General features: G+C 65.2%; 25 protein-coding genes and 1 tRNA gene. 24 read left to right on the top strand and 2 right to left on the bottom strand.

The window, feature by feature from the left end:
- The first annotated feature begins 172 nt into the window (after positions 1–172).
- The 23 genes from pnp to Q0632_RS00105 all read left to right on the top strand — a co-directional run bounded on the left by pnp (position 173) and on the right by Q0632_RS00105 (position 21,132).
- Complete coding sequence (pnp, locus tag Q0632_RS00215; protein ID WP_298923121.1) at positions 173–2,404, top strand: polyribonucleotide nucleotidyltransferase; 2,232 nt, start codon at positions 173–175, stop codon at positions 2,402–2,404.
- 59 nt (positions 2,405–2,463) lie between these two features.
- A complete protein-coding gene (locus Q0632_RS00210; protein ID WP_298923119.1) occupies positions 2,464–3,447 on the top strand; it encodes an NAD(P)H-quinone oxidoreductase in 984 nt (327 codons plus the stop codon).
- 13 nt (positions 3,448–3,460) lie between these two features.
- Positions 3,461–4,222, top strand: a complete 762-nt coding sequence (gene tpiA / locus Q0632_RS00205; protein WP_298923117.1) for a triose-phosphate isomerase — start codon at positions 3,461–3,463, stop codon at positions 4,220–4,222.
- Positions 4,223–4,250: 28 nt separating this feature from the next.
- Complete coding sequence (gene secG, locus Q0632_RS00200; protein ID WP_298923115.1) at positions 4,251–4,661, top strand: preprotein translocase subunit SecG; 411 nt, start codon at positions 4,251–4,253, stop codon at positions 4,659–4,661.
- A gap of 126 nt (positions 4,662–4,787) precedes the next feature.
- A tRNA-Leu gene (locus tag Q0632_RS00195) sits at positions 4,788–4,872 on the top strand.
- A gap of 59 nt (positions 4,873–4,931) precedes the next feature.
- The gene (locus Q0632_RS00190) at positions 4,932–5,303 is read left to right on the top strand and encodes an NADH-quinone oxidoreductase subunit A (protein ID WP_298923113.1); all 372 of its coding nucleotides are present in this window, start codon (positions 4,932–4,934) and stop codon (positions 5,301–5,303) included.
- A gap of 30 nt (positions 5,304–5,333) precedes the next feature.
- Positions 5,334–5,813 carry an NADH-quinone oxidoreductase subunit B family protein gene (locus Q0632_RS00185; RefSeq protein ID WP_172220173.1) on the top strand — a complete coding sequence of 160 codons (480 nt, stop codon included), beginning with the start codon at positions 5,334–5,336 and terminating at the stop codon, positions 5,811–5,813.
- Between the two features lie 10 nt (positions 5,814–5,823).
- Positions 5,824–6,438, top strand: a complete 615-nt coding sequence (locus Q0632_RS00180; protein ID WP_298923108.1) for an NADH-quinone oxidoreductase subunit C — start codon at positions 5,824–5,826, stop codon at positions 6,436–6,438.
- A gap of 5 nt (positions 6,439–6,443) precedes the next feature.
- Positions 6,444–7,697 (top strand): NADH-quinone oxidoreductase subunit D, encoded by a 1,254-nt coding sequence (locus Q0632_RS00175; RefSeq protein ID WP_298923106.1) that lies wholly within the window; start codon positions 6,444–6,446, stop codon positions 7,695–7,697.
- A complete protein-coding gene (gene nuoE, locus Q0632_RS00170; RefSeq protein WP_298923104.1) occupies positions 7,694–8,179 on the top strand; it encodes an NADH-quinone oxidoreductase subunit NuoE in 486 nt (161 codons plus the stop codon). The genes Q0632_RS00175 and nuoE overlap by 4 nt, the downstream gene beginning before the upstream one ends.
- On the top strand, positions 8,176–9,528 hold the full coding sequence (gene nuoF / locus Q0632_RS00165) for an NADH-quinone oxidoreductase subunit NuoF (RefSeq protein WP_298923102.1): 1,353 nt from the start codon (positions 8,176–8,178) through the stop codon (positions 9,526–9,528). The genes nuoE and nuoF overlap by 4 nt, the downstream gene beginning before the upstream one ends.
- Before the next feature lie 14 nt (positions 9,529–9,542).
- Positions 9,543–11,678 (top strand): NADH-quinone oxidoreductase subunit NuoG, encoded by a 2,136-nt coding sequence (nuoG, locus tag Q0632_RS00160; protein WP_298923100.1) that lies wholly within the window; start codon positions 9,543–9,545, stop codon positions 11,676–11,678.
- Complete coding sequence (gene nuoH / locus Q0632_RS00155) at positions 11,675–12,751, top strand: NADH-quinone oxidoreductase subunit NuoH (RefSeq protein WP_298923098.1); 1,077 nt, start codon at positions 11,675–11,677, stop codon at positions 12,749–12,751. Before nuoG ends, nuoH begins: the two co-directional genes overlap by 4 nt.
- A gap of 4 nt (positions 12,752–12,755) precedes the next feature.
- The gene (nuoI, locus tag Q0632_RS00150) at positions 12,756–13,271 is read left to right on the top strand and encodes an NADH-quinone oxidoreductase subunit NuoI (protein WP_298923096.1); all 516 of its coding nucleotides are present in this window, start codon (positions 12,756–12,758) and stop codon (positions 13,269–13,271) included.
- A 24-nt stretch (positions 13,272–13,295) separates the two neighbouring features.
- Positions 13,296–13,946 carry an NADH-quinone oxidoreductase subunit J gene (locus tag Q0632_RS00145; protein ID WP_298923093.1) on the top strand — a complete coding sequence of 217 codons (651 nt, stop codon included), beginning with the start codon at positions 13,296–13,298 and terminating at the stop codon, positions 13,944–13,946.
- Complete coding sequence (gene nuoK / locus Q0632_RS00140) at positions 13,943–14,251, top strand: NADH-quinone oxidoreductase subunit NuoK (RefSeq protein ID WP_153585205.1); 309 nt, start codon at positions 13,943–13,945, stop codon at positions 14,249–14,251. Before Q0632_RS00145 ends, nuoK begins: the two co-directional genes overlap by 4 nt.
- A gap of 7 nt (positions 14,252–14,258) precedes the next feature.
- Positions 14,259–16,286 carry an NADH-quinone oxidoreductase subunit L gene (nuoL, locus tag Q0632_RS00135; protein WP_298923086.1) on the top strand — a complete coding sequence of 676 codons (2,028 nt, stop codon included), beginning with the start codon at positions 14,259–14,261 and terminating at the stop codon, positions 16,284–16,286.
- 18 nt (positions 16,287–16,304) lie between these two features.
- Positions 16,305–17,780: an NADH-quinone oxidoreductase subunit M gene (locus Q0632_RS00130; protein WP_298923084.1), complete on the top strand. Its 1,476-nt coding sequence runs from the start codon at positions 16,305–16,307 to the stop codon at positions 17,778–17,780.
- Positions 17,781–17,790: 10 nt separating this feature from the next.
- The gene (gene nuoN, locus Q0632_RS00125) at positions 17,791–19,278 is read left to right on the top strand and encodes an NADH-quinone oxidoreductase subunit NuoN (protein WP_298923082.1); all 1,488 of its coding nucleotides are present in this window, start codon (positions 17,791–17,793) and stop codon (positions 19,276–19,278) included.
- 12 nt (positions 19,279–19,290) lie between these two features.
- The gene (locus Q0632_RS00120) at positions 19,291–19,596 is read left to right on the top strand and encodes a DUF2818 family protein (RefSeq protein WP_298923080.1); all 306 of its coding nucleotides are present in this window, start codon (positions 19,291–19,293) and stop codon (positions 19,594–19,596) included.
- Positions 19,593–20,171, top strand: a complete 579-nt coding sequence (locus Q0632_RS00115) for an NUDIX hydrolase (RefSeq protein ID WP_298923079.1) — start codon at positions 19,593–19,595, stop codon at positions 20,169–20,171. Before Q0632_RS00120 ends, Q0632_RS00115 begins: the two co-directional genes overlap by 4 nt.
- Before the next feature lie 9 nt (positions 20,172–20,180).
- Positions 20,181–20,618 carry a DUF1178 family protein gene (locus Q0632_RS00110; RefSeq protein ID WP_298923078.1) on the top strand — a complete coding sequence of 146 codons (438 nt, stop codon included), beginning with the start codon at positions 20,181–20,183 and terminating at the stop codon, positions 20,616–20,618.
- A 16-nt stretch (positions 20,619–20,634) separates the two neighbouring features.
- Positions 20,635–21,132 (top strand): thioesterase family protein, encoded by a 498-nt coding sequence (locus tag Q0632_RS00105; RefSeq protein ID WP_298923077.1) that lies wholly within the window; start codon positions 20,635–20,637, stop codon positions 21,130–21,132.
- Positions 21,133–21,138: 6 nt separating this feature from the next.
- Here Q0632_RS00105 and Q0632_RS00100 read toward each other — a convergent pair whose 3' ends face one another.
- Positions 21,139–21,537, bottom strand: coding sequence for a 4-oxalocrotonate tautomerase family protein (locus Q0632_RS00100; protein ID WP_298923075.1), 399 nt, complete (start codon positions 21,535–21,537; stop codon positions 21,139–21,141).
- A 69-nt stretch (positions 21,538–21,606) separates the two neighbouring features.
- Positions 21,607–22,023 carry a MarR family winged helix-turn-helix transcriptional regulator gene (locus Q0632_RS00095; protein ID WP_298923072.1) on the bottom strand — a complete coding sequence of 139 codons (417 nt, stop codon included), beginning with the start codon at positions 22,021–22,023 and terminating at the stop codon, positions 21,607–21,609.
- 102 nt (positions 22,024–22,125) lie between these two features.
- Between Q0632_RS00095 and Q0632_RS00090 the strand changes: the two genes are divergently transcribed.
- On the top strand, positions 22,126–22,536 hold the full coding sequence (locus Q0632_RS00090) for a low affinity iron permease family protein (RefSeq protein WP_298923071.1): 411 nt from the start codon (positions 22,126–22,128) through the stop codon (positions 22,534–22,536).
- The last annotated feature ends 5 nt before the right edge of the window (positions 22,537–22,541 follow it).

Raw genomic sequence — 22,541 nt, 5'->3', positions numbered from 1 at the left:
TTAGCCCGCTAGCTCAGGCGTTTTTCACTTCGGAGACGGCAAGACGGATGCGCGCTGTGTCATTCCACCAGGCTTCGCCCATGAGGGCTGCTGGAATGGCATCGTGTTCGACACCGCCAGCCTCCGGGACCCCGACGCAGCCTGATGCGCCGACAACCAGGAGAAACAGAACATGAGCATCTTCAACAAAGTCACCAAGTCCTTCCAATGGGGTCAGCACAAGGTCACCCTGGAAACCGGCGAAATCGCCCGCCAGGCCTCTGGCGCAGTGGTGGTGGACATCGAAGGCACCGTGGTGTTGTGCACGGTGGTTGCCTCCAAGTCGGCCAAGCCCGGCCAGGACTTCTTCCCGCTGACCGTCGACTACATCGAGAAGACCTACGCCGCCGGCAAGATCCCCGGCAGCTTCTTCAAGCGCGAAGCCAAGCCCAGTGAACTGGAAACGCTGACCAGCCGCCTGATCGACCGCCCGATCCGCCCGCTGTTCCCCGAAGGCTTCCTCAATGAAGTGCACGTGGTCATCCACACCGTGTCGCTCAACCCCGAGGTCGATCCCGACATCGCCGCCATGATCGGCTCCAGCGCCGCGCTGGCGATCTCCGGCATCCCGTTTGCCGGCCCGATCGGCGCCGCCCGCGTCGGCTACATCAACGGCGAGTACGTCCTGAACCCGGGCCAGACCCAGCGCAAGGATTCCAAGCTCGACCTCGTCGTCGCCGGCACCGAAGTCGCCGTGTTGATGGTCGAGTCGGAAGCGCAGCAGCTGTCCGAGGAAATCATGCTGGGCGCCGTGGTCTACGGCCACGACCAGAGCAAGATCGCCATCAACGCCATCCACGAGCTGGTGCGCGAAGCCGGCAAGCCGGTCTGGGACTGGCAGCCGCCGGCCAAGGACGAGGCCTTCATCGCCAAGGTCACGGGTTTTGCTGAAGACAAGCTGCGCGCCGTCTACCAGATCCGCAGCAAGCAGGCCCGCACCCAGGCCCTGCGCGAAGCCAACGCCGCCATCGTGGCCGATCTCAAGGCCGACGGTGCCGAGTTCGACAACGCCAAGGTCAACGAACTGCTGTTCGAGATCGAAGCCAAGATTGTGCGCAACCAGATCCTGTCGGGCGAGCCCCGCATCGACGGCCGCGACACCCGCACCGTGCGCCCGATCGAGATCCGCACCAGTGCGCTGCCGCGCACCCACGGCTCGGCGCTGTTCACCCGCGGCGAAACCCAGGCCCTGGTGATCACCACCCTGGGCACGGAACGTGACGCTCAGCGCATCGACGCGCTGATGGGCGAGTACGAAGACCGCTTCATGTTCCACTACAACATGCCTCCCTTCGCCACCGGCGAAGTCGGCCGCATGGGCTCGACCAAGCGCCGCGAAGTCGGCCACGGCCGCCTGGCCAAGCGCGCGCTGATCGCCGCGCTGCCGAGCAAGGAAGAGTTTCCCTACACGATGCGCGTTGTCTCGGAAATCACCGAGTCCAACGGCTCCTCCTCGATGGCCTCGGTCTGCGGCGGCTGCCTGTCGCTGATGGACGCCGGCGTGCCGATGAAGGCCCACGTGGCCGGCATCGCCATGGGCCTGATCAAGGACGGCAACCGTTTCGCCGTGCTGACCGACATCCTGGGCGATGAAGATCATCTGGGTGACATGGACTTCAAGGTCGCCGGCACCACCGACGGCATCTCGGCGCTGCAGATGGACATCAAGATCCAGGGCATCACCAAGGAAATCATGCAGGTCGCCCTGGCCCAGGCCAAGGAAGCGCGCATGCACATCCTGGGCAAGATGCAGGAAGCCATGGGTTCGGCCAAGACCGAGGTCTCGACCTTCGCTCCCAAGCTCTACACCATGAAGATCAATCCGGAGAAGATCCGTGACGTGATCGGCAAGGGCGGCGCCGTCATCCGCGCGCTGACCGAAGAGACCGGCTGCCAGATCAACATCGAGGAAGATGGCACCATCACCATCGCCGCCACCGACGCCGCCAAGGCCGACGTCGCCAAGCAGCGCATCGAGCAGATCACCGCCGAAGTCGAAATCGGCAAGGTCTACGAAGGCCCGGTTACCAAGATCCTGGACTTCGGCGCCCTGATCAACCTGCTGCCCGGCAAGGACGGTCTGCTGCACATCAGCCAGATCGCCCACGAGCGCGTCGAGAAGGTCACCGACTACCTGACGGAAGGCCAGATCGTGCGCGTCAAGGTGCTCGAGACCGACGAGAAGGGCCGCGTCAAGCTGTCCATGAAGGCCCTGCTGGACCGCCCGGCCGGTGCCTACGAAGGCGAGCCGCGCGAACGCCGCGAACCGCGCGAGCAACGCGAGCCGCGTGAACAGCGCCAGCCGCGCGAGCAGCGCGAGCAGCAGGCCCAGCCGCAGCAGCCGCCGGTCGACTCGCAAGAGTAACGCTATCTTTTTGGTAGCACCCTCCGCCCATTCGGCGGGGGCTTCAGGCCTGAATGACCATGCAAGTTGTTGAAATCAGCTCCTATGGCCCGCCCGACGTCCTGCGTCTGGGCGAGCGCCCCGACCCCGTGGCCGGCGCCGGTGAACTGCTGATCCGGGTCGCCGCCAGCGGTATCAACCGCCCGGACGTCCTGCAGCGCACCGGCAACTACCCCGTGCCGCCCGGCGCCTCCGACATCCCGGGCCTGGAAGTGGCCGGGACCATCGTTTCGGGCGATGCCCAGGCGATGGCTGCCGCGGGTTTCCAGGTCGGCGACCGCGTCTGCGCCCTGGTGGCCGGCGGCGGCTACGCGCAGCTGTGCGTGGCGCCGGTGGGCCAGTGCCTGCCCGTGCCCAAGGGGCTGAGCGACATCGAGGCGGCCTCGCTGCCCGAAACATTTTTCACCGTCTGGAGCAATGTGTTCGACCGCGGCCGCCTGCAGCCCGGTGAGAGCTTCATGGTCCAGGGCGGCACCAGCGGTATCGGCGTGACGGCCATCCAGTTGGCCAAGGCGCTGGGCGCCACCGTCATTGCCACCGCCGGCAGCGACGACAAGTGCGAGGCCTGCCTCAAGCTGGGCGCGGACCACGCCATCAATTACAAGACCAAGGACTTCGCCGAAGAAGCCAAGGCCATCACCGGCAAGGGCGTCGACGTCATCCTGGACATGGTCGCTGGCAGCTATGTGGCGCGCGAAGTCGGCTGCATGGCTGAAGACGGCCGCCTGGTCATCATCGCCGTGCAGGGCGGTACCAAGGCCGAATTCAACGCCGGCCTGGTGCTGCGCAAGCGCTTGCTGGTCACGGGCTCGACCCTGCGCCCGCGGCCCGTGGCTTTCAAGGCTGCCATTGCCGCATCGCTCAAGGCCAGGGTCTGGCCCCTGCTGGAGGGCTGCGCCATCAAGCCCGTCATCCACAGCGTGTTCCCGGCCGCCAGCGCGGCCCAGGCCCACACCCTCATGGAATCCAACCAGCACGTCGGCAAGATCGTGCTGACCTGGTAGGGCCCGACGCGACATGAGCAAGAAGAAACTGATCGCGGGCAACTGGAAGATGAACGGCAGCGTGGCTGCCAACGATGCGCTGGTGCGCGCCGTCATCGCTGGCATGGGCGCAGCCGACGACTGCACCGTCGCCGTCTGCGTGCCGGCGCCTTACCTGGCCCAGCTGCAGATGCTGCGCGCCGGTTCGGCGCTGGAACTGGGCGCCCAGGACGTGTCGGCCCAGGAGCAGGGCGCCTACACCGGCGAGGTGTCGGCCGCCATGCTCAAGGACTTCGGCGCACGCTATGCCCTGGTTGGCCACTCCGAACGGCGCCAGTACCACGGCGAGACCGATGCGCTGGTGGCCGACAAGGCCAAGGCGGCACTGGCGCACGGCATCACGCCCATCGTTTGTGTTGGCGAGACCCTGGCCGAGCGGGAAGCGGGACGGACCGAAGAAGTGGTCAAGCGCCAGCTGGCCGCCGTCATCCACACCAATGGGCATTGCATCAGCGAGATCGCCGTCGCCTACGAGCCCGTCTGGGCGATCGGCACCGGCAAGACCGCCACGCCGCAAGAGGCGCAGCAGGTCCATGCCGTGCTGCGTGCGCAGCTGCATGCAGCCACGGCGCATGCCGACCGCGTCGCCATCCTTTACGGAGGCAGCATGAACGCTGCCAATGCCGCCAGCCTGCTGGCCCAGGCCGACATCGATGGCGGCCTGATCGGTGGCGCCTCGCTGAAGGCGCCCGATTTCCTGCAAATCATCGCCGCCGCCCGCCTCCAGCGGGATTGATGCGCACCAAGAATAGGAGTTATTTCAAATGAACGTTTTTCTCACCATCCTGCTGGCCGTGCAAATGCTGTCGGCCCTGGGCATGATCGGCCTGGTGCTGGTCCAGCACGGCAAGGGCGCCGACATGGGCGCGGCCTTCGGCAGCGGCGGCTCGGGCAGCCTGTTTGGCGCTACCGGCAGCGCCAATTTCCTTTCGCGCACCACGGCCGTCCTGGCCGGCGTGTTCTTCGTCTGCACCCTGGCGCTGGCCTACTTCGGCAACCTGCGCCCGGTCGAATCCGGCAGCGTGCTCGACCGCGCAGCGGTTGCCGTCCCTGCGCCGGCTGCTTCCGGCGCCGCCGGCCAGATCCCCGGCACCACCGTGCCGGCCGCGCCTGCGGCTGCGGTGACGCCGCCTGCCACGCCGGCCTCCGGCGCGGCGCAGATTCCGACCAAATAAGCTTGAACGAATCACTCGGCCAGCTCTGCTGTGCCGGGGAGGAGGCCCGGTTTCCGGGTAAACTCCAAGGCTGCCCGGAAAGCCAATGATCGCAAGATCCCTCATGCCATCCGGGCAGCAAAAACCGCCGTCGTGGTGAAATTGGTAGACACGCTATCTTGAGGGGGTAGTGGCGAAAGCTGTGCGAGTTCGAGTCTCGCCGACGGCACCAACAAAAGAGCCAGCCGGGCGCGCCCCGGCTGGCCATAAAAGCGCGGATCAGGCCCCAAGATGAACCTCGACCAGTACCTTCCCGTCCTCCTGTTTATCCTGGTCGGCGTAGCGGTCGGCATCCTTCCCCAGGCCATCGGCTGGTTCGTCTCCGGCGCGATCGGCGTGCGCAAGCCCGACGCGCAGAAGAACTCCCCCTACGAGTGCGGCTTCGAGGCCTTCGAGGACGCGCGCATGAAATTCGACGTGCGCTACTACCTCGTCGCCATCCTGTTCATCCTGTTCGACCTGGAGATCGCCTTCCTCTTCCCCTGGGCCGTGGCGCTCAAGGAGATCGGCGCCGTGGGCTTCTGGTCGATGATGGTGTTCCTGGCCATCCTGGTCGTGGGTTTCGTCTACGAATGGAAAAAAGGCGCGCTGGACTGGGAATGACATCCCGGCGGCTGCCAAGGAAGTACTGACATGGCTAACGAAGGCATTCTCGACAAGGGCATGGTCACGACGACCGTGGACTCGGTCATCAACTGGGCCAAGACCGGCTCGCTCTGGCCGATGACGTTCGGCCTGGCCTGCTGCGCGGTGGAAATGATGCACGCGGGCGCCGCCCGCTACGACATCGACCGCTTCGGCATGTTGTTTCGCCCCAGCCCGCGCCAGTCCGACCTGATGATCGTTGCCGGCACGCTGTGCAACAAGATGGCGCCGGCCCTGCGCAAGGTCTACGACCAGATGCCCGAGCCGCGCTGGGTGCTGTCCATGGGTTCCTGCGCCAACGGCGGCGGCTACTACCACTACAGCTATTCGGTGGTGCGCGGCTGCGACCGCATCGTGCCGGTGGACGTCTATGTGCCCGGCTGCCCGCCGACGGCCGAGGCCCTGCTGTACGGGATCATCCAGCTGCAGCAGAAGATCCGCCGCACGCAGACGATTGCCCGGGCCTGAGGACATGACGATGACCAATGCCTACGCCGTCAATCCCGACACCCTCAAAGACCACATCGCTGCCACCCTGGGCGCGCTGGCAAAGCGTGTTGACGTCCGGCTCGGCGAGGTGACGGTCACCGTTGCCGCTGCCGACTACCTGGCCGCCGCGAAGATGTTGCGCGACGCGCCCGGCTGCCAGTTCGAGCAGCTGATCGATCTGTGCGGCCTGGACTACGCCGACTACGGCAACGGCGGCTACGACGGTCTGCGCTACTGCGTGGCCACGCACCTGCTGTCGGTCAGCCTGAACCAGCGCGCGCGCCTGAAGGTCTACGCGCCCGACGACGACCTGCCGGTGGTGGACTCGGTCAACGGCATCTGGAGCGCCGCCAACTGGTTCGAGCGCGAGGCCTTCGACCTGTACGGCATCGTCTTCGAAGGCCACGACGACCTGCGCCGCATCCTGACCGATTACGGCTTCATCGGCCATCCCTTCCGCAAGGACTTCCCAGTCTCGGGCCACGTCGAGATGCGCTACGACGCAGAGCGCGGCCGCGTGATCTACCAGCCGGTCTCGATCGAGCCGCGCGAAATCACGCCGCGCATCATCCGCGAAGACAACTACGGCGGCATCAACGGCTGAGCGTCATGGCAGAAATCAAGAACTACACCCTGAACTTCGGCCCGCAGCACCCGGCAGCCCACGGCGTGCTGCGCCTGGTGCTGGAACTGGACGGCGAAGTCATCCAGCGCGCCGACCCCCACATCGGTCTGCTGCACCGCGCGACGGAAAAGCTCGCCGAGACCCGCACCTACATCCAGTCGCTGCCCTACATGGACCGGCTGGACTACGTCTCGATGATGTGCAACGAGCACGCCTACTGCCTGGCCATCGAGAAGATGATGGGCATCGAGGTGCCGGTGCGCGCGCAGTACATCCGCGTCATGTTCTCCGAGATCACCCGATTGCTCAACCACCTGCTGTGGCTGGGCGCGCACGGGCTGGACTGCGGCGCGATGAACATGCTGATCTACTGCTTTCGCGAGCGCGAAGACCTGTTCGACATGTACGAGGCGGTGTCCGGCGCGCGCATGCACGCGGCCTACTTCCGCCCGGGCGGCGTCTACCGCGACCTGCCCGACAGCATGCCGCAGTACAAGGTCAGCAAGATCAAGAACCAGCGCGCCATCGACAGGCTCAACGAGAACCGCCAGGGCTCGCTGCTGGACTTCATCGAGGACTTCACCAAGCGCTTCCCGCACTACGTGGACGAGTACGAGACGCTGCTGACCGACAACCGCATCTGGAAGCAGCGCACCGTGGGCATCGGCGTCGTCACGCCCGAGCGCGCGCTCAACCTGGGCTTCACCGGCCCGATGCTGCGCGGCTCGGGCATCGCCTGGGACCTGCGCAAGAAGCAGCCGTACGACGTCTACGGCCAGATGGACTTCGACATCCCCGTAGGCAAGACGGGCGACTGCTACGACCGCTACCTGGTGCGCGTGGAAGAGCTGCGCCAGTCCAACCGCATCATCAAGCAGTGCGTGGACTGGCTGCGCGTCAACCCCGGCCCGGTGATCACCGACAACCACAAGGTGGCGCCGCCGGACCGCGAATCCATGAAGGCCAACATGGAAGAGCTGATCCACCACTTCAAGCTCTTCACCGAAGGTTTTCGCGTGCCCGAAGGCGAAGCGTATGCCGCCGTCGAGCACCCCAAGGGCGAGTTCGGCATCTACATCGTCAGCGATGGCGCCAACAAGCCGTACCGCCTGAAGATCCGTCCGCCGGGTTTCCCCCACCTGGCCGCGCTGGACGAGATGGGCAGGGGCCACATGATTGCCGACGCGGTTGCCATCATCGGGACGATGGACATCGTGTTCGGGGAGATTGACCGATGATTTCTGAATCGACCAAGGCCCGCTTCGCGACGGAAGTGGCCAAGTACCCCGCCGACCAGAAGCAGTCGGCCGTGATGGCCTGCCTGGCCATCGTGCAGCAGGAACTGGGCTTCGTCAGCCGCGAGAGCGAGAACGAAGTGGCCGCCTACCTGGGCATGGCACCGATCGCGGTGCACGAGGTCACGACCTTCTACAACATGTACAACCAGCAGCCGGCGGGCAAGTACAAGCTCAACGTCTGCACCAATCTGCCGTGCCAGCTGCGCGACGGCCAGAAGGCGCTGGAACACCTGTGCCACAAGCTGGGCGTTGAAATGGGCGGCACCACGGCCGATGGCATGTTCACCTTGCAGCAAAGCGAATGCCTGGGCGCCTGCGCCGACTCGCCTGTGCTGCTGGTCAACGACCGCACCATGTGCAGCTTCATGAGCAACGACAAGCTCGACCAGCTGATCGACGGTCTGAAGGGAGCTTCCGCATGAACGCCGATCAGGTTCTCTCGCAGTTCCAGGCCACGGGTGTTCAGACCTGTTTCCACGGCCGCCATATCGACCCGCAGATCTACAAGGACCTGGACGGCACCAACTGGCGCCTGAAGGACTACGAGGCGCGCGACGGCTACAAGGCCCTGAAGAAGATTCTGGGCGCGGGCGGCGGCGAGCCCATGACGCAGGACCAGGTCATTGCGACGGTCAAGGAATCGGCATTGCGCGGCCGCGGCGGCGCGGGCTTTCCCACCGGCCTGAAGTGGAGCTTCATGCCGCGCCAGTTCCCCGGGCAGAAGTACCTGGTGTGCAACTCGGACGAGGGCGAGCCGGGCACCTGCAAGGACCGCGACATCCTGCAGTTCAACCCGCACATCGTCATCGAGGGCATGATCATTGCGGCCTACGCAATGGGCATCAGCGTCGGCTACAACTACATCCACGGCGAGATCTTCCAGACCTACGACCGCTTCGAGGAAGCGCTGGAAGAGGCCAGGGCGGCCGGCTACCTGGGCGACAAGATCCTGGGCTCGGGCTTCAGCTTCCAGCTGCACGCCGCCCATGGCTTTGGCGCCTACATCTGCGGCGAAGAAACGGCGCTGCTCGAGTCGCTGGAAGGCAAGAAGGGCCAGCCGCGCTTCAAGCCGCCGTTCCCGGCCAGCTTCGGCCTGTACGGCAAGCCGACCACCATCAACAACACCGAGACCTTCGCCGCGGTGCCCTGGATCATCCGCAACGGCGGCCAGGCGTATCTGGAGTGCGGCAAGCCCAACAACGGCGGCACCAAGATCTTCTCGGTCTCGGGTGACGTCGAACTGCCGGGCAACTACGAGGTTCCGCTGGGCACGCCGTTTGCCAAGCTGCTGGAACTCGCCGGCGGTGTGCGCAAGGGCCGCACGCTCAAGGCCGTGATCCCGGGCGGCTCGTCGGCGCCGGTGCTGCCGGCGCACATCATGATGGAGTGCACGATGGACTACGACTCCATCGCCAAGGCCGGCTCCATGCTGGGCTCGGGCGCCGTCATCGTGATGGACGACTCGCGCTGCATGGTGGAGTCGCTCAAGCGCCTGTCGTACTTCTACATGCACGAGTCCTGCGGCCAGTGCACGCCCTGCCGCGAAGGCACGGGCTGGTTGTTCCGCCTGGTGGAGCGCATTCACACCGGCCACGGCAAGCCCGGCGACATGGACCTGCTCAACTCCATCGCGGACAACATCCAGGGCCGCACCATCTGCGCGCTCGGCGACGCAGCGGCCATGCCGGTGCGCGCCATGATCAAGCACTTCCGTCCCGAATTCCAGGCGCTGGTCGACAAGGCGCAGCAGCAGACGGCCGTGCAGGCCTGAGGCGAACGAGAACCATGGTTGAAATCGAACTCGACGGTCAGAAGGTGGAGATCACCGAAGGCAGCATGATCATGCATGCGGCCGACAAGGCTGGCACCTACATCCCGCACTTCTGCTATCACAAGAAGCTGAGCATTGCGGCCAACTGCCGCATGTGCCTGGTCGACGTGGAGAAGGCGCCCAAGCCGATGCCGGCCTGCGCCACGCCCGTCACCAACGGCATGATCGTGCGCACCAAGAGCGACAAGGCCATCAAGGCCCAGCAATCGGTGATGGAGTTCCTGCTGATCAACCATCCGCTGGACTGCCCGATCTGCGACCAGGGCGGCGAATGCCAGCTGCAGGACCTGGCCGTGGGCTATGGCGGCTCCGCCTCGCGCTACGACGAGGAAAAGCGTGTGGTGCCGGTCAAGGACGTGGGCCCGCTGATCTCCATGCAGGAGATGACGCGCTGTATCCATTGCACCCGCTGCGTGCGCTTCGGCCAGGAAGTGGCCGGCGTGATGGAGCTGGGCATGATCCACCGCGGCGAGCACTCCGAGATCACCACGGTGCTCAACGACACCGTCGACTCCGAAGTCTCGGGCAACATGATCGACCTGTGCCCGGTGGGCGCGCTCACCAGCAAGCCCTTCCGTTACAGCGCCCGCACCTGGGAGCTGTCGCGCCGCAAGTCTGTCAGCCCGCACGATTCCACCGGCGCCAACCTGATCGTCCAGGTCAAGGGCAACAAGGTGATGCGCGTGTTGCCGCTGGAGAACAACGACGTCAACGAATGCTGGATCGCCGACCGCGACCGCTTCTCCTACGAGGCGCTCAACAGCGACGAGCGCCTGACCCAGCCCATGCTCAAGCAGGGCGGCGAGTGGAAGTCGGTCGACTGGCAGACCGCGCTCGAGTACGTGGCCAACGGCCTCAATCAGATCAAGGCCGACCACGGCGCCCAGAGCCTGGGCCTGCTGGCCAGCCCGCACAGCACGGTCGAAGAGCTGTACCTGGCCGGCGCCCTGGTGCGCGGCCTGGGCAGCGAGAACATCGACCACCGCCTGCGCAACGCGCAGTTCCCGCAAGCCGAAGGCGTGCGCTGGCTGGGCACCTCGATCGCCTCGCTGTCTGAACTGCAGCGCGTCCTGGTCGTGGGCTCGAACCTGCGCAAGGACCATCCGCTGTTCGCGCTGCGCGTGCGCGGCGCCGCACGCAAGGGCGCTGCCGTCTCGGTCGTCAACGACGTCGAGCACGACTGGGCCATGCCGCTGGCCAATGTGCTGGTCGCGCCGGCCGGCCAATGGGGCCAGGCCCTGGCCAATATTGCCGCCGCCATCGCCGCTGAGAAGAGCGTGTCCGCGCCCGCCGCCGGCACTGCGAACGACAAGGCCACGGCCATCGCCAAGTCCCTGCTGGGCGGCGAGCGCAAGGCCATCCTGCTGGGCAACGGCGCGGCACACCACGCCAACGCCACCGGGCTGCTGGCCCTGGCCAACTGGATTGGCGAGCAGACCGGCGCCAGCGTCGGCTACCTGACCGAGGCGGCCAACACGGTTGGCGCGCAGCTGGCCGGCGCACTGCCCGGCGCCGGCGGCCTCAACGCCGGCCAGATGCTGGCGGGCGGCCTCAAGGCCGTGCTGCTGCTCAACACCGAGCCGCAATACGACTCCGCTGCCGGCCGCGCTGCCGTCGCCGGCCTGAACAAAGCCCAGATGGTCGTGACCCTGAGCCCCTTCAAGGCCAACCTCGAATTCAGCGACGTGCTGCTGCCGATCGCCCCCTTCACCGAGACGCCCGGCAGCTTCGTCAATGCCGAAGGCCGCGTCCAGGGCTTCCACGCCGTGGTCAAGCCCCTGGGCGAGACCCGTCCGGCCTGGAAGGTGCTGCGCGTGCTGGCCAACCTGCTGGGCCTGCCCGGTTTCACGTTCGAGTCGGCAACCGAAGTGCTGGCCGCCGCCCGCGGCGCCCAGGACGCAGCCGCCAGCCACGTGCAAGGCAGCAAGCTGGGCAATGCCACGGCCGCGGCCGTGGATGCATCGGCAGGCGCTGGTACACCGGTCACTGCCTCGATCTACCAGCTCGATGGCACCGTGCGCCGCGCGCCCTCGCTGCAAATGACGGCGGATGCGCGCATGGCCGCCCAGGCCGAAGGAGTGGCAGCATGATCGACGCCATCTACGGCTTCGGCAATGGCCTGATCGGCGCCGGTTGGTGGACCAGCATGGGCTGGCCCGTGCTGTGGACCCTGATCAAGATCGTGGTGGTGGTCGCGCCCCTGATGGGCGCCGTGGCCTACCTCACGCTGTGGGAGCGCAAGGCCATCGGTTTCACCCAGATCCGTGTCGGCCCCAACCGCATCGGTCCCATGGGCCTGCTGCAGCCGATCGCCGACGCGCTCAAGCTGCTGACCAAGGAAATCATCATTCCGACGGTGGCCAACAAGGGCTTGTTCCTGCTCGGCCCCATCATGACCATCATGCCGGCCCTGGCCGCGTGGGCGGTGATTCCCTTTGGCCCGGATGTGGCGCTGGCCAACATCAACGCCGGCCTGTTGTTCATGATGGCCATCACCTCGCTCGAGGTCTACGGCGTGATCATCGCCGGCTGGGCGTCCAACTCCAAGTACGCCTTCCTGGGCGCGCTGCGCGCCTCGGCCCAGATGGTGAGCTACGAGATCGCCATGGGTTTTTGCTTTGTGGTGGTGCTGATGGTGGCCGGCAGCCTGAACATGACCGACATCGTCATGGGCCAGGGCAAGGGCCAGTTCGCCGAGATGGGCGCTGGCTTCCTGTCGTGGAACTGGCTGCCCCTGCTGCCGATCTTCGTCGTCTACTTCATCTCGGGCCTGGCGGAGACCAACCGCCACCCCTTCGACGTGGTGGAAGGCGAGTCGGAAATCGTCGCCGGCCACATGATCGAGTACTCGGGCATGAGCTTCGCGATGTTCTTCCTGGCCGAGTACGCCAACATGTGGCTGGTCTCCATCCTGGCCGTCATCCTGTTCCTGGGCGGCTGGCTGCCTCCGTTCGAGTTCCTGTCCTTCATCCCGGGCTGGATCTGGCTGGGCGCCAAGACCTTCTGCGTGGTCACCATGTTCCTGTGGGTGCGCTCGACGTTCCCGCGCTACCGCTACGACCAGATCATGCGTCTGGGCTGGAAGATCTTCATTCCGGTCACCCTGGTGTGGCTGGTTGTCGTGGGCCTGTGGATGCAGACCCCGTTCAACATCTGGAAATAAGCCAATGAGCACCGCCGTTTCCAACCCGTCCGCCTTCTCGCTCAAGGACTTTCTGTCCAGCTTCATGCTGGTGGAACTGTTCAAGGGCCTGGCCATCACCGGCAAGTACGCCTTCAGCCGCAAGATCACGGTGCAGTTCCCGGAAGAAAAAACGCCGCTGTCGCCGCGCTTTCGCGGCCTGCACGCTCTGCGCCGCTACGAGAACGGCGAAGAGCGCTGCATCGCCTGCAAGCTGTGCGAAGCCGTCTGCCCCGCGCTGGCCATCACCATCGAGTCGGAGCAGCGTGACGACGGCAGCCGCCGCACCACGCGCTATGACATCGACCTGACCAAGTGCATCTTCTGCGGCTTCTGCGAAGAGAGCTGCCCGGTCGACTCCATCGTCGAGACCCATGTGCTGGAGTACCACGGCGAGAAGCGCGGTGACCTGTACTTCACCAAGGACATGCTGCTGGCCGTGGGCGACCGCTACGAAGCCGAGATCGCGGCCAACCGGGCGGCTGACGCCAAGTACCGCTGATGCGGGCCTGAGACAAGAACAACCATGGACGTCAAAACCGGTCTTTTCTACCTTTTCTCGGCAGTGCTGCTGTTTGCAGCCTTCCGCGTCATCACCGCCCGCAACCCGGTCTATGCCGCGCTCTACCTGGTGCTGGCCTTCTTCCAGGCGGCCGCCGTGTGGATCCTGCTCAAGGCCGAGTTCCTGGCGATCTCGCTGGTGCTGGTCTATGTGGGGGCGGTGATGGTGCTGTTCCTCTTTGTCGTGATGATGCTGGACATCAACGTCGACAGCCTGCGCGCGGGCTTCTGGAAGCACTTTCCGCTGGCCGCCAGCGTCGGCGCCCTGATCGCGCTGGAAATGGCCGCCGTGCTGATGGGGGGCTTTCGCCTGGGCGAAGATCCCAAGGCGGTGCCCGCTGCGGCCCAGGCCGTGGCCGGCTACTCCAACACCAAGGAGCTGGGCAAGCTGCTGTACACCCAGTACCTGTACCCGCTGGAAATCGCCGCCGTGATCCTGCTGGTGGCCATCATCGCCGCCATCGCGCTGACCCTGCGCACGCGCAAGGACAGCAAGCACATGGACCCGGCCCAGCAGGTGCGCGTCAAGGCGCGCGACCGCGTGCAGCTGGTCAAGCAGGACCCCACGGTGGCAGCGCCGCCGGCACCGCCCGCTGTCGAAGGAGACAAGGCATGACGCTCACCCTCGGACATTTCCTCTCGCTGGGTGCCATCCTGTTCGCCCTGTCGGTGATCGGCATCTTCCTGAACCGCCGCAACCTGATCGTGCTGCTGATGGCCATCGAGCTGATGCTGCTGGCGGTCAACATGAACTTCGTCGCGTTCTCGTACTACCTGAACGACATGCACGGCCAGGTCTTCGTGTTCTTCATCCTGACGGTGGCCGCGGCCGAGTCGGCCATCGGCCTGGCCATCCTGGTGCTGCTGTTCCGCAACAAGTCGAACATCAACGTCGACGAGCTCAACACGCTCAAGGGTTAAAAAGACAATGAGCACAACCCTCAACGCTTCCACCTTGCTGGTGGTCCCGCTGGCTCCGTTGGCCGGCGCCTTGCTTGCCGGTGTCCTGGGCACCAGCTTCGGTGGCAACTGGATCGGCCGCCGCCTGTCGCACACCCTCACCATCCTGGGCGTGCTGGTGGCCTTCATCATCTCGGCGATGACGCTCAAGAGCGTGGCCGTGGACGGCGCGCGCTTCAACCAGACCATCTACGAATGGATGGTGGTTGGCGGCCTGAAGATGGAAGTGGGCTTCCTGGTCGACGGCCTGACGGCCATGATGATGTGCGTGGTGACCTTCGTCTCGCTGATGGTCCACATCTACACCATCGGCTACATGGAAGAGGACGAGGGCTACAACCGCTTCTTCGCCTACATCTCGCTGTTCACCTTCTCCATGCTCATGCTGGTCATGAGCAACAACTTCCTGCAGCTGTTCTTCGGCTGGGAAGCCGTGGGCCTGGTGTCCTACCTGCTGATCGGCTTCTGGTTCAACAAGCCCACGGCCATCTTCGCCAACATGAAGGCCTTCCTGGTCAACCGTGTCGGTGACTTCGGCTTCATCCTGGGCATCGGCCTGATCGCCGCCTACGCCGGCACCCTGGGCTACGTCGAGACCTTCGCCAAGGCCGGCGAGATCGCCAAGCTGGGTTTCCCCGGCACCGACTGGCAGCTGATCACCGTGATCTGCATCTGCCTGTTCATCGGCGCCATGGGCAAGAGCGCGCAGTTCCCGCTGCACGTCTGGCTGCCCGACTCGATGGAAGGCCCGACGCCGATCTCCGCGCTGATCCACGCCGCCACCATGGTGACGGCCGGCATCTTCATGGTGGCGCGCATGTCGCCGCTGTTCGAGCTGAGCGACACGGCCCTGAGCTTCATCCTGGTCATCGGCGCCATCACCGCGCTGTTCATGGGCTTCCTGGGCATCATCCAGAACGACATCAAGCGGGTGGTGGCGTATTCCACGCTCTCGCAGCTGGGCTACATGACGGTGGCCCTGGGCGCCTCGGCCTACTCGGTGGCCGTGTTCCACCTGATGACGCACGCCTTCTTCAAGGCTCTGCTGTTCCTGGCGGCCGGCTCGGTCATCATGGGCGCGCACCACAACCAGGACATCCGCTGGATGGGCGGCATGCGCAAGTACATGCCCATCACCTGGATCACCTCGCTGCTGGGCTCGCTGGCCCTGATCGGCACGCCGCTGTTCGCCGGCTTCTATTCCAAGGACAGCATCATCGAGGCGGTGCACTTCAGCAAGCTGTGGGGCTCGGGCTTCGCGCACTTCGCGGTGCTCGCCGGTGTCTTCGTCACCGCCTTCTATTCGTTCCGCATGTACTTCCTGGTGTTCCACGGCAAGGAGCGTTTCGACCAGAATCCGGACGCGCACCATGACGACCACCACGACGCGCATGGCCATGACCAAGACGACCACAAGCCGCATGAGTCGCCCTGGGTGGTGACGGCGCCGCTGCTGCTGCTGGCCTTCCCCTCGGTGGTGATCGGCTTCCTGGCCATCGATCCCATGCTCTACAGCGAGTTCCTCAAGGACGCGATCGCCATCGACAACGACAAGCATCCGGCGATGGCCAACCTCGCGCGCGAGTTCCACGGTCCGCTGCAGATGGCCTTGCATGGCCTGACAACCGCGCCGTTCTGGCTGGCAGTGGCCGGCGTGGCCCTGTCCTACTACATGTACATGGTCAACCCGGCGCTGCCCGGCAAGATCAAGGCGCGCGTCGAACCGCTGTACAAGCTGTTGGACAACAAGTACTACATGGACTGGTTCAACGAGAACGTGCTGGCACGCGGCGCGCGCGCCCTGGGCACGGGCCTGTGGCAGGTCGGCGACCAGAAGCTGATCGACGGCACCCTGGTCAATGGCAGCGCACGCGTGGTCGGCTGGTTTGCCGCCGCCTCACGCCGCCTGCAGACCGGCTACATCTACCACTATGCGTTCGCAATGATCATCGGCGTGTTCCTGCTGATGACGTGGTTCGTCTGGTTCAAACGCTAAGGCTGGGAAAGAAGAAAAATGGGTTTGTTGAGCCTTGCCATCTGGACGCCGATCGCTTTCGGTGTCGTCCTGCTTGCCCTGGGGCGTGACGACCAGGCCCGCGCTGTGCGCTGGATCGCGCTGATCGGAGCCGTGATCAGCCTGCTGGCCACGCTGCCGCTGTACCAGGGCTTCAAGCTGGGCACTTCGGCGATGCAGTTCGTCGAGAAAGCGCCCTGGATCGAGCGCTTCAACATCTTCTACCACCTGGGCCTGGACGGCATCTCGTTCTGGTTCGTGCCTCTGACGGCCTTCATCACCGTGATCGTCGTGATCTCGGCCTGGGAAGTGATCACCGAGCGCGTCAACCAGTACATGGGCGCCTTCCTGATCCTGTCGGGCCTGATGATCGGCGTGTTCAGCGCGCTCGATGGCATGCTGTTTTACGTGTTCTTCGAGGCCACGCTGATCCCGATGTACCTGATCATCGGCATCTGGGGCGGCCCCAACAAGATCTACGCGGCCTTCAAGTTCTTCCTGTACACGCTGCTGGGCTCGCTGCTGATGCTGGTGGCCCTGGTCTTCCTGTACAGCAAGGCCGGCGGCAGCTTCGACATCCTGACCTGGCACAAGCTGCCGCTGTCGGCCACCTCGCAGACCCTGCTGTTCTTCGCCTTCTTCGCCGCCTTTGCGGTCAAGGTGCCGATGTGGCCGGTCCACACCTGGCTGCCGGACGTGCACGTCGAGGCCCCCACCGGTGGTTCGGCCGTGCTGGCCGCCATCATGCTCAAGCTGGGAGCCTATGGCTTCCTGCGCTTTTCCATGCCCATCGCGCCGGACGCCGCCCACGAATGGGCCTGGCTGATGATCGCGCTGTCGGTGATCGCCGTCATCTACGTGGGCCTGGTGGCCATGGTGCAGCAGGACATGAAAAAGCTGGTGGCCTATTCGTCGGTCGCCCACATGGGCTTCGTCACCCTGGGTTTCTTCATCTTCAACGACCTGGGCGTGGCCGGCGGCATCGTGCAGATGATCGCCCACGGTTTCGTCTCGGCTGCGATGTTCCTGTGCATCGGCGTGCTGTATGACCGCGTCCACTCGCGCGAGATCGCCAGCTACGGCGGCGTGGTCAACACCATGCCCAATTTCACCGCCTTCGCCTTGCTGTTCGCCATGGCCAACTGCGGCCTGCCTGCCACCGCCGGTTTCGTCGGCGAGTGGATGGTCATCCTGGGCGCTGTCAAGGCCAACTTCTGGCTGGGCCTGGCGGCCGCCACGGCGCTGATCTTCGGCGCGGCCTACACGCTGTGGATGTTCAAGCGGGTCTACCTGGGCCCGGTGGCCAACGACGATGTGCGCGGACTGACCGACATCAACAGCCGCGAATTCCTGATGCTGGGCCTGCTGGCCGCCGCCGTCATGTACATGGGCATCTACCCGAAGCCCTTCACCGACGTCATGAACACCTCGGTGGCCGACTTCCTGAAGCACGTGGCTGCTTCCAAACTGAACTGAACGGACAGCCATGCTGGACAAACTGAGCCTGATCGTCGTTTCGCCGGAGATCCTCCTGCTGGCGATGGCCTGCGTCATCGCCCTGGTGGACCTGGGCGTCGTGAGCCGCCTGCGCACCCTGACCTACGGTCTGACCATGGGCACGTTGGCTGTCGTGGCCTATTTCTGCGCCGACTTCGCGATGGCCGGCGGCACCTTCTACGCGTTCGGCAAGATGGTGGTGAGCGACCCGCTGGGCAACTGGCTGAAGTTCTTCGCCACCATCGCCGTGATGGTCACCCTGGTCTACGGCCGTCCCTACGCCGGCGACCGCGACATGCTGCGCGGCGGCGAGATGTTCACCCTGTCGCTGTTTGCGCTGCTGGGCATGTTCGTCATGATCTCGGGCAGCAACTTCCTGGTGATCTACCTGGGCCTGGAACTGCTGACGCTGTGCAGCTACGCCCTGGTGGCGCTGCGCCGCGATCACGCCACCGCCACCGAGGCGGCCATGAAGTACTTCGTGCTCGGCGCCATGGCCAGCGGTTTCCTGCTGTACGGCATCTCCATGCTGTACGGCGCCACCGGCTCGCTGGACATCAACGAGGTCTTCAAGGCCATCGCCAGCGGCCGCATCAACCACCAGGTGCTGGTGTTCGGCCTGGTTTTCATCGTCGCCGGCCTGGCCTTCAAGATGGGCGCCGTGCCCTTCCACATGTGGATCCCCGACGTCTACCAGGGCGCGCCCACGGCGGTGACGCTGATGATCGGCGCTGCACCCGAGCTGGCCGCCTTTGCCATCGCCATCCGCCTGCTGGTCGAGGGCATGATTCCGCTGGCCCTGGACTGGCAGCAGATGCTGATCCTGCTGTCCGTGGCCTCGCTGCTGGTGGGCAACCTGGCGGCCATCGCGCAGACCAACCTCAAGCGCATGCTGGCCTACTCCACCATCGCCCAGATGGGCTTTGTGCTGCTGGGCCTGGCGGCTGGCGTGGTCAACGGCAACACCAACAACGCCCAGTACGCCTACAGCGCGTCGATGTTCTACATCATCACCTACGTGCTGACCACGCTGGGCAGCTTCGGCATCATCCTGCTGCTGGCCCGTGAAGGCTTCGAGAGCGAGGAGATCGCCGACCTGGCCGGCCTGAACCAGCGCAGCCCGCTGTTCGCCGGCGTCATGGCCGTGTGCATGTTCTCGCTGGCCGGCATTCCGCCGCTGGTGGGCTTTTACGCCAAGCTCACGGTGCTGCAGGCCCTGGTCTCCAGCGGCCAGACGCTGTACATCGGCCTGGCCGTCTTCGCCGTGATGATGTCGCTGATCGGCGCCTTCTACTACCTGCGGGTGGTCAAGGTCATGTACTTCGACAACCCGATCACCGCCACCACCGTCTCGGCCCCGGCCGACGTGCGTGCCGTGCTGTCGATCAACGGCGCCCTGATCCTGGGGCTGGGCATTCTGCCCGGCGGCTTGATGGCGCTGTGCGCCGACGCCGTGATCAAGACGCTGGCGACCTAGTCTTCCTTGGCCATGTCGCAGACCGCCTCCATCTGGCTGGTGATCGCGCTGGCCCTCGCTGGTGCCAACCTGCCGTTTCTGAGCCAGCGCCTGCTGGGCGTGCTGCCGCTGGCGCGCGCCAAGCCCTTGGCCTGGCGACTGGGTGAGCTGGTTCTGCTGTATTTCATCGTCGGCGGCCTGGGCCTGCTGCTGGAGCAGCGCGCCGGCCAGATCGCCGCGCAGCAGTGGGAGTTCTACGCTGTCACTGCCACTTTGTTCGTGACGCTGGCCTTCCCCGGCTTCGTCTGGCGCTACCTGTTCAAACACCGCAGGAAATGAGCACTGGCGACGACACTCACCTGGTCGAAAGGCATCTGGCCAGCCAGGAACTGCTCAAGGGCGGTTTCCTGCATGTGGTGCGCGACACGGTGGCCCTGCCCGACGGCAGCACCGGCACGCGCGAGTACGTGCGCCATCCCGGCGCGGTGGTGGTCGTGCCCATGCTCGACGATGGCCGCGTGGTGGTGGAGCGCCAATACCGCTATCCCATCAGCCGGGTCGTGACCGAGTTCCCGGCCGGCAAGCTCGACGCCGGCGAGGACCCGCTGGTCTGCGGCAAGCGCGAGCTGCTGGAGGAAACCGGCTACAGTGCGCGCGAGTGGGCCAGGGCAGGGGAGATGCACAACGCCATCGCCTACTCCGACGAGGTCATCCACATCTACTTCGCCCGCGGCCTGCAGGCCGGCCAGCGCAAGCTGGACCAGGGCGAGTTCCTGGACGTGCTGGCGGTGCCCCCGTCGCAGCTGTTTGAGGCCGCGCAACGCGGCGAGCTCACCGACGCCAAGACCCTGACCTGCATGCTGTGGCTGCAGAACGTCTTGGCCGGGACTTGGGTTTTGGACTGGCAGTCCTAAACTAGCGCCATGAAGGTCCTGAATCTGCAGTGCGCCCACGGCCACGGTTTCGAAGGCTGGTTCGGCTCGGAAGACGACTTCCAGAGCCAGCTGCAGCGTGGTCTGGTGGAGTGCCCGATGTGCGGCGACACGGCGGTGACCAAGCTGCTGAGCGCGCCGCGCCTGAACCTGGGTGCCGGTAAGCAGGAGCCGGCGCAACAGGTGGCTGCCTTGCCCGACGCGGCGCTGCAGGCCGCCTGGATGAAGATGGCGCGGGAAGTCATCGCCCAGACCGAGGACGTGGGCGAGCGCTTTGCCGAGGAGGCGCGCCGCATCCACTACGGCGAGGTCCAGGAGCGCGGCATCCGCGGCCAGGCCTCGCGCGAACAGACCGAGGCCTTGCTGGACGAGGGCATCGCCGTGATGCCCATGGCGCTGCCCAAGGCCCTCAAAGAGCCCTTGCAGTAAGGCGCCCGGGCCTGCCATGTCCGGTCTGCTGAGGAATCTGCTCACCCTCCTGACAGCATGGCCGCGCTACGGCAGTTGCGCGCCCCATGCCACTGTCGCTTCAAGCTACCGCGTCACGCCGCTGGACACCGGCATCACCACGCTCAAGAGCGACCGCTACCTGCAGATCGCGGAATCAGCGCAGGTCGACTTCCTGCTCAACACCGGTCTGATGGGCGGCTTGCTCAAGCAGCGCATCCAGTTCGTCAACCTGGCCCAGATGGTGCGCTTCGGCAAGGCCGTGCGCCTGTTCGACAAGCTGCAGGTGGACACTCGCGTGGCCTTCGCGGACGGTAAGTGCGCGTACTTCTCACACAGCTTCAGCGTGGGCGGCGAGCCGCGCGCGCAGGTGCTGGTGAAGATGAAGTTCAAGCAGGGCCGCATCACCGTGCCGCCGCAGCAGGTGCTGGGTGCCTTCAGCGGCGACAAGCCCGCCCAACTGCAGCACTGGGACGACAGCCTGCAGGCCTTCTGAGCACGCTCAGCGCTTGCCGGCGATGTAGCGGTATTCCTGCGTCAGGCCGCCGAAACCATAGGCCTCGGCCCGCACGTCCTGCACGTGGATGTAGCTCTCCGGGTGCAGGTCGCCCAGCAGGCGGCCGAAGGCGGCGAAGCTCTCGGCGATGTACTGCGCCTTCTCGTCCTTGGTGTTGGTGCCATCCACCACCTTGATGTCGAAGTAGAAGCTGCTCTTGCCCTGCGCTGCCAGCGTGGCACCGCCCACCACCCAGTGCGCGGGATCCACGTAGTCGATGGCGATGGAGGTCAGCTCACGCTTCTTGTGCAGGATGCGGCTGGTCAGCTCCAGCAGCATCTCGCTGACCTGCGTGGTGAGTTCTGCGCTTGCGGGGCGGCTGAGCTTGACGTTGAGGATGGGCATGGTGGTCCTTTCGATGGCTTGCGAAAAATAGTTAGCTATGCAACTAACTGGGCGAAAAAATGAACCGCTTCATTTCAGGGCGCTGCAGACGGCCCGGACCTTGCCGACGGTGTCGAGGAAATTCTCCTTGCCCACCTGCTGCTGGATGCGTTTGGTCACGGCACCGCTGGCGGCGTTGATGCCGTCCTGCAGGGCCTGGGCCTTGCGCGTGGGAAAGAGCGCCCAGTGCCGCGCATCGACACCGGCGTCGCGCCGCTCCACCAGGCCCAAGGCCTGCAGCCCGTCGATCAACCGCGTGGCCGTGGGGCGCGAGATGGTCAGCTCGCTGGCCAGCCCGGCCTGCGACAGTCCCGGCCTGGCCAGCACCAGCCGCAGCAAGAAGCCCTGCGGCGGCGTCACGCCGAAGGGCTTGAACGCCTGCGTCCATTCCCGCTCGACCAGGCGGGCGAGGGCCGTGGTGTTGAAGTACAGGCAATGGTCGAACATGGGCGCATCATAGGCGCAATTGGTTAGCTATGCAACTAACTCGTCCTGTCCTTGCGGACAAGTGAAGAGAAGCGGGATCTTGCCGGGCAGCGAGAATGCGCGATGAACATCACCTCCCCTTACTCAAGATTCGCCAAGACCGCATCCCGCTTCTGCGGCAGGCCGCGAACCTTCGTGCTGGCGGTTCTCGTGATCGCCGTCTGGGTTGTCACAGGTCCGGTTTTTGGTTTCAGCGACACCTGGCAGCTGGTCATCAACACCGGAACCACGATCGTCACGTTCCTGATGGTGTTCCTGATCCAGAACACGCAGAACCGGGACACCGAGGCCATTCAGATAAAACTGGATGAATTGATCCGGGCAACGCGCGGGGCGCACAACGCCTTGCTGGACCTGGAGGAACTGGAGGACGACGCGATCGACGCCTTTCGGCAAAAGTACCGCAACCTGGCGAACGCAGCGCGTGCCGAGCTCGACCTCGGCACGCAGGACACGGGCACACCTGAGTGTTGAACCCC

The organism is uncultured Ramlibacter sp. (assembly GCF_936925435.1).
In the GTDB taxonomy this organism is placed as follows: Bacteria; Pseudomonadota; Gammaproteobacteria; order Burkholderiales; family Burkholderiaceae_C; genus Ramlibacter.
The sequence above is the reverse complement of the archived record's forward strand: the minus strand, read 5'-3'. Positions and strand labels throughout refer to the sequence as shown.